Here is a 422-nt window from a genome sequence, read left to right as displayed (position 1 = left end):
GATCTGCTGCGCTGTGCGGCAGCCACGGCCTATGACGCGGCCGACAATCTGCGGGGAGCCAATCGTGACCTGGCTTTTTCAGTGGTGCACATGATCGACTTGGCCAAAGCCCTGGTGGACAAGTCTCTGGAAAGTCAGCGCTCGGAGTCCAGCTGAGGCGCCGGCGAGGAATAAACAGCGGAAACAGGAGAAATGGAAAAATATTTTCCAAAGGGCGGGGAAAAACATTTGACTTGCAAATGATAATGATTATTATTGCAGGCAGCTGGTCGCGAGATCAGTCGATAGCCCAAAGGACCTTAGGTCGGACCTTTGGATTATCTCCTCATCAGGCTAATCACGGTTTTTGACCCGGCTTTTTGCCGGGTCTTTTTTTTTGCCAGTTTTCTGGCTTGGCTTCAGGCTAATGAAGACGTGGGTGC

The 422-nt window shown here is 51.9% G+C and carries 1 protein-coding gene; it reads left to right on the top strand.

Features of this window, described 5'->3' with window-relative positions; translation table 11 throughout:
* Positions 1–156, top strand: a 156-nt coding sequence (locus tag BLX41_RS36810; RefSeq protein ID WP_404942817.1) for a DUF6124 family protein, incomplete at its 5' end; no start/stop codon positions are given.
* Positions 157–422: the final 266 nt, after the last annotated feature.

Origin of the sequence: Pseudomonas protegens, from assembly GCF_003732485.1 — a bacterium.
GTDB classification, from domain to species: Bacteria; Pseudomonadota; Gammaproteobacteria; order Pseudomonadales; family Pseudomonadaceae; genus Aquipseudomonas; species Aquipseudomonas protegens_B.
This window is presented reverse-complemented; position numbering and strand designations above follow the sequence as displayed.